The sequence below is a fragment of the Arthrobacter humicola genome (genome assembly GCF_039531445.1).
Classification (GTDB): domain Bacteria; phylum Actinomycetota; class Actinomycetes; order Actinomycetales; family Micrococcaceae; genus Arthrobacter; species Arthrobacter humicola.
Window position 1 is genome coordinate 91,847 of record NZ_BAAAQB010000019.1, and the last position, 9,207, is coordinate 101,053.

At 66.8% G+C, this 9,207-nt stretch carries 9 protein-coding genes; 7 read left to right on the forward strand and 2 right to left on the reverse strand.

Annotation, left to right across the window (positions count from 1 at the left end):
- Together ABD243_RS06875 and ABD243_RS06880 are read right to left on the reverse strand one after the other, a co-directional pair.
- On the reverse strand, window positions 1–458 hold a 458-nt coding region (locus tag ABD243_RS06875; protein ID WP_344363629.1), incomplete at its 3' end, for an SRPBCC family protein.
- A complete protein-coding gene (locus ABD243_RS06880) occupies window positions 455–817 on the reverse strand; it encodes an ArsR/SmtB family transcription factor (RefSeq protein WP_344363631.1) in 363 nt (120 codons plus the stop codon). The genes ABD243_RS06880 and ABD243_RS06875, both read right to left, overlap by 4 nt.
- Before the next feature lie 209 nt (window positions 818–1,026).
- Between ABD243_RS06880 and ABD243_RS06885 the strand changes: the two genes are divergently transcribed.
- The 7 genes from ABD243_RS06885 to ABD243_RS06915 all read left to right on the forward strand — a co-directional run bounded on the left by ABD243_RS06885 (window position 1,027) and on the right by ABD243_RS06915 (window position 9,195).
- The gene (locus ABD243_RS06885) at window positions 1,027–1,428 is read left to right on the forward strand and encodes a tautomerase family protein (RefSeq protein WP_344363634.1); all 402 of its coding nucleotides are present in this window, start codon (window positions 1,027–1,029) and stop codon (window positions 1,426–1,428) included.
- Window positions 1,429–1,643: 215 nt separating this feature from the next.
- Window positions 1,644–2,645, forward strand: a complete 1,002-nt coding sequence (gene iolC, locus ABD243_RS06890) for a 5-dehydro-2-deoxygluconokinase (protein WP_344363636.1) — start codon at window positions 1,644–1,646, stop codon at window positions 2,643–2,645.
- Window positions 2,642–3,607, forward strand: coding sequence for a Cgl0159 family (beta/alpha)8-fold protein (locus ABD243_RS06895; RefSeq protein WP_344363639.1), 966 nt, complete (start codon window positions 2,642–2,644; stop codon window positions 3,605–3,607). Before iolC ends, ABD243_RS06895 begins: the two co-directional genes overlap by 4 nt.
- Window positions 3,608–3,646: 39 nt before the next feature.
- Entirely contained in the window at window positions 3,647–5,575 is a 1,929-nt protein-coding gene (gene iolD, locus ABD243_RS06900; protein ID WP_344363641.1) for a 3D-(3,5/4)-trihydroxycyclohexane-1,2-dione acylhydrolase (decyclizing), read from the forward strand.
- A gap of 46 nt (window positions 5,576–5,621) precedes the next feature.
- On the forward strand, window positions 5,622–7,130 hold the full coding sequence (locus ABD243_RS06905) for a CoA-acylating methylmalonate-semialdehyde dehydrogenase (RefSeq protein WP_344363643.1): 1,509 nt from the start codon (window positions 5,622–5,624) through the stop codon (window positions 7,128–7,130).
- Between the two features lie 123 nt (window positions 7,131–7,253).
- Window positions 7,254–8,165, forward strand: a complete 912-nt coding sequence (locus tag ABD243_RS06910; RefSeq protein ID WP_344363646.1) for a sugar phosphate isomerase/epimerase family protein — start codon at window positions 7,254–7,256, stop codon at window positions 8,163–8,165.
- Between the two features lie 16 nt (window positions 8,166–8,181).
- The gene (locus tag ABD243_RS06915; protein ID WP_344363648.1) at window positions 8,182–9,195 is read left to right on the forward strand and encodes a Gfo/Idh/MocA family protein; all 1,014 of its coding nucleotides are present in this window, start codon (window positions 8,182–8,184) and stop codon (window positions 9,193–9,195) included.
- Window positions 9,196–9,207: the final 12 nt, after the last annotated feature.

A 9,207-nucleotide genomic window follows, 5' to 3' on the forward strand; every position in this document is an offset into this window, starting at 1 on the left:
TCTTCGAGCCGATCGTAGCCCTCGGACATGCCGCCCTCCATCCCGGACTGCGCCATGCCGTCGCGCGCCTCCACGCTGGGGTAGACGGCGTGGCCGATGAGCCGGGACCGGCCGCCACCCAGGTCCACGAAGGTCATGGAATCGAGGCTCACCACATCCGGGTAGCCGTCGAACTCGAAGGTCTGGATGGCGAAGTCGTTCTCGCGGACGGTGTGGAAGACGCCGCTGAAAACATACGCGCTGCCGTCCGGCGCGGTGTGGGTGTAGCGGTAGCTGCCGCCGGTCCGGAAGTCGTAGTGGTCAATGGTCATGCGCATCCTCCGCGGCCCGAGCCACTGGGCGACGAGTTCGGGGTCCTGATGCGCCCGGAAGACCTCGGAGACCGGGAAGTCGAAGTCGCGCTCGAAGTCGATGAAGGGGAGTCCCGCGGGGACCTTCAGCGTCAGTGCGTTGCTCATGATGCGTCCTTTGCCTGTGTGCCGCCCTGCGCGGCGCGGGTTTCAAGCACGGCGTCAAGGCTGCGGTACTGGCCCTCGCGGATCAGTCGGTACTGGTCGATCCAGGCGGTGAGCGCCTCAAGCCGTGCGGGGTTCAGGTGAACGGGCCGGCGCTGGGCGTCACGGGTGCGCGTGACCAACTGCGCCTTCTCGAGGACCTGGATGTGTTTCGAGACCGCCTGTTTGGTGATCCCGAAAGGTTCCGCCAGTTCGTTGACGGTGGCCGGACCCCGGCTGAGCCGGGCAATGATGCGGCGCCGGACGGGATCGGCGAGGGCCAGGAAGGCCGCGTCGAGTTCGCCGTCGTCGCTGGAATACATGGGGCGGGTGCCTCCTCTTCAGTAGTCACCTGCTCAGTAATCAACTAACTAATTAATCAACTAACTGCTTGATCAACCTCTAGGTTGTTAACGCTACGCCGACACTCCGAGCCGCGCAATACCCCAACACTGCGAGCCCCCCGGGAATCCTTGCGTCTCCAGCGTGAAGTTTGTTAGTATGTCAGGACAAACTACCGAAGGAGATGCGAGTGCCTCTCGTGCGAATCGACGTCAATCAGGGCCGCACCACGGAGCAGCTGCAGGGACTCAGCCAGGGAATCCACGCTGCGATCGTGGCTGAATACGGCATTCCGGAACGGGACTACTTCCATATCCTGACGGAACACCCGGCCGGGCAGATCGTCGCCCAGGACGCCGGCCTCGGCTTTGACCGGACGCCGGATGTTGTGATGATCCAGATCTTCACCCAGGCCGGGCGCAGCCAGCCCGCCAAGCAGTCCCTGTTTGCTGCCATCGCGGAAAGGCTGGCCGCCGTAGGGGTTTCCGGCGAGGACGTCTTCATTGGCTACGTCGAAAACACGGCCGGGGACTGGTCTTTCGGCTTTGGCCGGGCCCAGTACATGACCGGCGAACTTGGGGTCCCCAGTTAGTAGCCGAGGGCCGTCCTGCCACGGTCAGGACGGCCACTCCACGGCGCTGTTAGTGCGTCCCGTGTCAAGTTGTAAATATGTCAGTACAAACCTTTGACAGTACATGGATTCTAGGGCAAAGTAGTGGATGTGGCCCGGCTCACGCCGGCCCCTAAGCACCGAAGCTCAGGCTGCGAAAAGGTACCGAGTTCACACCAGAAAGGTCCACGATCACCGTGACCCACGAACTGCTCACGATCGGGCGAATCAGCGTTGATATCTACCCGAACGACATCGGGGTGGATCTGGAGGATGTCACGTCCTTCGGAAAGTACCTTGGCGGATCCCCGTCCAACGTAGCGGTCGCCGCTGCCCGCCATGGCCGCCGCACCGGCGTCATCAGCCGCACCGGCGACGATGCCTTCGGCAAGTACCTGCACCGCGAGCTGCGCAAGTTCAACGTGGACGATTCCTACGTCACCGCAGTCAAGGAGTGGCCCACTGCGGTCACGTTCTGCGCGATCAAGCCGCCGGAAGACTTCCCGCTCTACTTCTACGGCCGGTTCCCCACGGCGCCGGACCTGCAGATCAGGGCCGAGGAACTGGACCTGGACGCCATCAGGGACGCCGGAATTTTCTGGTCCACCGTCACCGGCCTCTGCCAGGAGCCCAGCCGCACGGCCCACATCAAGGCCCACGAGGCACGTCCACGCACCGGGCTGAAGCCAGGCCAGTTCACCATCCTTGACCTCGACTACCGGCCGATGTTCTGGGCCTCCGAGGAGGAAGCCCGGGAACAGGTCGCCAAGATCCTGCCGCACGTCACCGTGGCAATCGGCAACGACAAGGAATGCGCCGTCGCCGTCGGCGAGGGCACCCCGGACGAACAGGCCGACCGGCTGCTCGCCGCCGGCGTCGAAATCGCGGTCGTGAAGCTTGGACCGGAAGGCGTCATGGCCAAGACCCGCACCGAACGCATCGTCTCCGCCCCGGTGCCGGTGGAAACCGTCAACGGCCTCGGCGCCGGCGACTCCTTCGGCGGGGCATTCTGCCACGGTCTGCTCTCCGGCTGGCCGCTGGCCCAGGTGCTCGACTTCGCCAACGCCGCCGGCGCCCTGGTCGCCTCCCGCCTGTCCTGCGCCGACGCGATGCCGACGCCGGAAGAAGTCACGGGCCTGCTCGCCGAACGCGGCCGTCTGGCGCCGGGTTCCTACGCCACCGAAGGAGCAACACTGTGAGTGTCAACCCGGCCGCCGCCACCCTCACGCTGGGCGATGACCCCCGCCGCTACGAGCACCTGAGCATCATCCGGCTCGAAGACCCGGACGCGATCGCCCGCGCCGCGAAGGCCCGGCGCCGCCACCCCGGCGTCAAGGCCGGCAAGCAGAACTTCATCGTCGCCGCCGACCACCCCGCCCGCGGGGCCCTCGCGGTCGGCAGCGATCCCGTGGCCATGGCCGACCGCCGCCAGCTGCTGGACCGCCTGCAGATTGCGCTGGCCAACCCGGACGTGGACGGTGTCCTGGCCTCGCCGGACATCATGGACGACCTCCTCCTGCTCGGCGCGCTCGAGGGCAAACTGCTCTTCGGCTCAATGAACCGCGGCGGCCTCTCCGGCCTGGTCAACGAATTCGATGACCGCTTCACCGGCCACACCGCGGCCGCCCTCGAGGCCCTCGGCGCCGACGGCGGCAAGATGCTCACGCGCATCTGCCTCGGCGACCCGGACACCGTCGTCACCCTGGAAGCAACAGCACGGGCCATCGATTCCCTGGCCGAGCGCAAGCTGATCGCCATGGTGGAACCGTTCCTCTCCGTCCGCGAGAACGGCAAGGTCCGCAACGACCTCTCCACCAACGCCGTCATCAAGTCGGTGGCCATCGCCGAAGGCCTCGGCGCGACCAGCGCCTACACCTGGATGAAGCTCCCCGTGGTGGCCGAGATGGAACGTGTCATGGCGTCTACCACCATGCCCACCGTTCTCCTCGGAGGAGACCCCGAGGGCAGCCAGGAGGACGTTTTCGCCAGCTGGCAGGCGGCCCTGGCCCTGCCGGGTGTCCAGGGCCTCACGGTCGGCCGGACCCTGCTCTACCCGCACGACGGCGACGTCGCCGGCGCCGTGGCAACCGCCGCCTCGCTGCTGCACCACACGGACGATCCCCGCACCGAATCCACCCCCACCGAAGAAGCATCGGAGTAACTTCCCATGGGAATGAGAACTGCCTCAGGAACACGCAGAATGACAGTCGCCCAGGCTGTCGTGGAATACCTGTCCAAGCAGTACACCGTCGATTCGATCGGCGGCCAGGACTTCCGGGAACGCCTGATTCCGGGCACGTTCGGCATCTTCGGCCACGGCAACGTTGCCGGCGTCGGCCAGGCCCTCAAGCAGTACCAGCAGCTCGATCCGACGATCATGCCGTACTACCAGGGCCGCAACGAACAGGCCCAGGCACACCAGGCTGTCGGCTACGCCCGGCACACCCGGCGCCGCCAGACGTTCGCGATCAGCACCTCGATCGGCCCGGGTTCCTCAAACCTGCTCACCGGCGCGGCGCTGGCCACCACCAACCGGCTGCCGGTCCTGCTGCTGCCGAGTGACACCTTCGCCACCCGTGCCGCCGACCCTGTGCTGCAGCAGCTTGAGCAGCCCTACGCCTACGACATCACCGTCAACGACGCCTTCCGGCCGCTGTCCAAGTTCTTCGACCGGGTCTCCCGGCCCGAGCAGCTGTTTTCGGCGTTCCACCACGGCCTGCGGGTCCTGACCGACCCGGCCGAGACCGGTGCGGTCACCATCTCGCTGCCCCAGGACGTCCAGGCCGAGGCCTTCGACGTGCCCGAGGAATTTCTCGCCGAACGCGAATGGCGGATCCGCCGCCCCGACGCCGACGACGAGGACATCCGCCGCGCCGCCGACGCGATCCGCGCCGCCAAGCGCCCCCTGATCATCGCCGGCGGCGGCGTCCTTTACGCCTACGCCAACGAGGAACTCGCCAAATTCGTCGAACTGACCGGCATCCCGGTGGGCAACACCCAGGCCGGCGTCGGCGTCCTGCCGTGGGACCACAAGTTCTCCCTCGGCGCGATCGGCTCCACCGGCACGACGGCGGCCAACGCCATCGCCGCCGAAGCGGACCTCATCATCGGCATCGGCACCCGCTACGAGGACTTCACCACCGCGTCCCGGACCGCGTTCCAGAACCCGGACGTGAAGTTCATCAACATCAATGTCGCCGCCATCGACGCCTACAAACACGGCACCTCCCTGCCGATCGTCGCGGACGCCCGCAAGGCCCTGGTGAAGCTGAACCAGGCCCTCGGCGGCTACCGGATCGGCGCGGACCTCGAACAGCAGATCGCGAACGAGAAGACCCGCTGGAACGCCACCGTCGATGCGGCCTTCGACACCCGCTTCACCCCGCTGCCCGCGCAGAACGAGATCATCGGCGCCACGAGCCGCGCCATGGACGCGGCGGACGTCGTCATCTGCGCCGCCGGGTCCCTGCCCGGAGACCTGCACAAGATGTGGCGCGTGCGGGACCCGTTCGGCTACCACGTCGAATACGCCTACTCCTGCATGGGCTACGAAATCCCCGGCGGCCTCGGCGTCAAGCGTGCCGCCCTGGCCGAAGCCGCGAAGGGCGGGGCGCAGCGCGACGTCGTCGTGATGGTGGGGGACGGCTCCTACCTGATGATGCACACCGAACTCGTCACCGCCGTCGCCGAACGGATCAAGCTGATCGTGGTCCTGATCCAGAACCACGGCTACGCCTCGATCGGCTCGCTCTCCGAGTCCCTCGGCTCGCAGCGCTTCGGCACCCAGTACCGGGCCCTGGACGAGGAACACCACAGCTTCGACGACGGCGAGCGGCTGCCGGTGGACCTGGCCCTGAACGCCGAGTCCCTCGGCGTGAAGGTGATCCGGATCGAACCCGGCGAGAAGGTCATCGCCGAGCTTGAGCAGGCCATCCGCGACGCCAAGGCCGCCCCGGAAAACGGCGGCCCGATCGTCATCCACGTCGAATCCGACCCGCTGCTGGATGCCCCCAGCTCCGAGTCGTGGTGGGACGTTCCGGTCTCCCAGGTCTCCGAACTCGAATCCACGAAGCAGGCCTTCCAGACCTACGTCGACCACAAGAACCGCCAGCGCAAGCTGCTCGGCTGACCCCCTCACCACCACGAACAGCCACAGACCAAGGAAGTCCATCACCATGTCAACGACGACCGTCACCACCATCAGCCACTTCATCAACGGCGCCGAAACCTCCGGCGAGGGCACCCGCACCCAGCCCGTCTACAACCCCGCGACCGGCGCGGTCTCCGCGGAGCTGCGGCTGGCCAACCGGGCGGACCTGGACGCCACGGTCGCCGCGGCCCGCAAGGCTGCGGACACCTGGGGCGATATCTCCCTGGCCAAGCGCACCGCGGTGCTGTTCAAGTTCCGCGAACTTGTCGCCTCCCACATCGACGAGCTCGCCGAGCTGATCACCGCCGAGCACGGCAAGGTCCTCTCCGACGCCAAGGGTGAGATCGGCCGCGGCCTGGAGGTCATCGAGTTCGCCTGCGGCATCCCGCAGCTGCTCAAGGGCGACTACTCGGACCAGGTCTCCACCGGCATCGACGTCTTCTCCTTCCGCGAGCCCCTCGGTGTCGTTGCCGGGATCACCCCGTTCAACTTCCCGGTCATGGTGCCGCTGTGGATGGCCCCGATGGCGATCGCCACCGGCAACGCCTTCATCCTCAAGCCCTCCGAACGCGACCCCTCCGCCTCCATGCTCCTGGCCAAGCTGTGGAAGCAGGCCGGCCTGCCCGACGGCGTCTTCCAGGTCCTGCACGGCGACAAGGAAACGGTCGACGGCCTCCTGACCCACCCGGACGTGGACGGCATCTCCTTCGTCGGCTCCACCCCGATCGCGAAGTACGTCCACGAGACCGCCACCAAGCACGGCAAGCGCGTCCAGGCCCTCGGCGGGGCGAAGAACCACGCGATCATCCTGCCCGACGCCGACCTCGACAACGCCGCCGACCACCTCGCCGCCGCCGCCTTCGGCTCCGCCGGCGAACGCTGCATGGCCATCTCGGTTGCCGTCGCCGTCGGCGACGCCGCCGACCTGCTGGTCAAGAAGGTCGAGGAACGCGCCCTGGCCGTCAAGGTCAACAACGGCACCGTGCCCGACGCCGAAATGGGCCCGGTCATCACCCCCGCCTCCAAGGAACGCATCGTCCGGATCGTCACCGAAGCCGAAACCGCCGGCGCCGCCATGGTGGTCGACGGCCGCGACCTCGTCGTCCCCGGCCACGAGGACGGCTTCTGGGTCGGCCCCACCGTCCTGGATCACGTCACGGCCGGGATGACCGCCTACACCGAGGAAATCTTCGGCCCGGTCCTGGTCGTGGTCCGCGTCGAGGACCTCGACGCCGGCATCGCCCTGATCAACGCCAACCCGTACGGCAACGGCACCGCGATCTTCACCTCCTCCGGCGCCAGCGCCCGGAAGTTCCAGCGCTCCGTCACGGTGGGCATGATCGGCATCAACGTGCCCCTGCCCGTGCCGGTGGCCTACCACTCCTTCGGCGGCTGGAAAGCATCCCTCTTCGGTGACAAGCACATCTACGGCCCCGAAGGCGTCTCCTTCTACACCCGCGGCAAGGTCATCACCTCCCGCTGGCCCGAAACCCACCACGCCTCCGGCGCCTCCTACAACTTCCCCTCCAACTAGTCCCCACCGCCAGGGAACACTGGCGGCGTGGGCCCACCCAACAAACACGATCGACTGCTCCACAACCGCCGTTTTGAGCGTCCAAAACGGCACCTGCGGAGCAATCGATGAGAAGGAATGGAAATGACAGAGAACAAGCTGATCATCGGCACCGCGCCGGACTCCTGGGGCGTCTGGTTTGCGGACGACCCGCAGCAGACCCCGTGGGAACGCTTCCTGGACGAGGTCGCCGAATCCGGCTACAAGTGGATCGAACTGGGCCCCTACGGCTACCTTCCCACCGACCCCTCCCGCCTCGCTGAAGAACTCAAGGCCCGCGACCTGAAGGTCACCGCAGGCACCGTGTTCACCGCCTTCCACCGCGGCCTGGACCAGTGGGAAACCGCATGGGAGCCGGCCCGCAAGGTCGCCGAACTCACCGCCGCGATGGGCGGGGAACACATCGTGGTCATCCCGGCGATGTGGCGCGACGACGTCACCGGCGAGGCCGTCGAGAGCGGCACGCTTACCGAGAAGGCGTGGAGCGACCTCTTCACGGGCCACAACCGTCTGGGCAAGACCCTGCTGGAAGACTTCGGCCTGAAGCAACAGTTCCACTCGCACGCAGACTCCCATGTCGGCGCACAGGAGGACATCGAGACCCTTCTCGCCGCCACGGACTCCAAATACCTCAACCTCTGCCTGGACACCGGCCACGCAGAATACTGCGGGGCCTCCAGCCTCGACCTGATCAAGAACTATCCGGACCGGATCGGCTACCTGCACCTCAAGCAGATCAACCCGGACATCCTCAAAAAGGTCAACGAGGAAAACATGACCTGGGCCGCCGCCAACCTGGCCGGCGTCATGACCGAGCCGCCGAACGGCCTGCCGGACCTGCGCGCCGTCATCGAAGCCGTCGAGGCGCTCAACCGCCCGATCTTTGGCATTGTGGAACAGGACATGTACCCCGTGGCCTTCGACGTCCCGATGCCGATCGCCAAGCGCACCCGCAACTACCTGCTCTCCTGCGGCTCCCGCACCGCCGTCAACTAGAACCGAGGACAAAATCATGACCAAGACCCTCCGCGTAGCTGTCATCGGCGCCGGCCGTATGGGAGCAGACCACATCCAGCGGCTCAACACCCGCATCCACGGCGCCGAAGTTGCCGCCGTCGTTGACGTCGACCTCGCCCGCGCCCAGGCCGCGATCGAAGGCATCCCGGGCGCCGTCGCCCTGGCCGACGCCGAGGAAGCCCTCAACAACGGCGACGTCAACGCCGTGCTGATCGCCACCCCCGGCTTCCTGCACGAGGACATCCTGCTCAAGGCGATCGCCAAGGACATCCCGATCCTCTGCGAGAAGCCGCTCACCCCGGACGCCGAGTCCGCGTGGAAGATCGTCGAGGCCGAAGAAAAGCTCGGCCACAAGCGCATCCAGGTCGGCTTCATGCGCCGCTTCGACGCCGAATACGCCGCCCTGGGCAAGATCATCCGCGACTCCGAACTCGGCGAGCTGCTCATGCTGCACCACCAGCACCGGAACCCGACCACCCCTGCAGGCTTCACCAACGAGATGCTGATCAACGATTCCGTGGTCCACGAGTTCGACGCCATCCGCTACTTCACCAGCGAGGAAATCACCTCGGTCCAGGTCCGCCTCGGCAAGCCCACCAGGAACGCCCCGGCTGGTCAGCACGACCCGCAGCACGTCCTGATCGAGACCGAGTCCGGCGTCCTGGCCGACGTCGAGATCTACGTGAACGCGAAGTTCGGCTACGAAGTGGCCACCCAGGCCTCCTTTGAGGACGGCATCGTCAGCATCGGCAGGGACAAAGGCCCTTACACCCGCAGCAACGGCCACTGGGGAGGCAACGTCACCCCCGGCTTCGAGGAACGTTTCGGGGCGGCGTACGACGTCGAAATCCAGTCCTGGGTCGACGCGGCCCTCCGCGACGAGATCGGCGGCCCCACCGCCTGGGACGGCTACGCCACCGCCGCCTGCTGCGAGGCCGGCGTCGAGGCGCAGAAGAACGCCGAAAAGGTCGCCGTGAAGCTCAACGCCAAGCCCGCCCTCTACCGCTAGGAACCCTGCCGG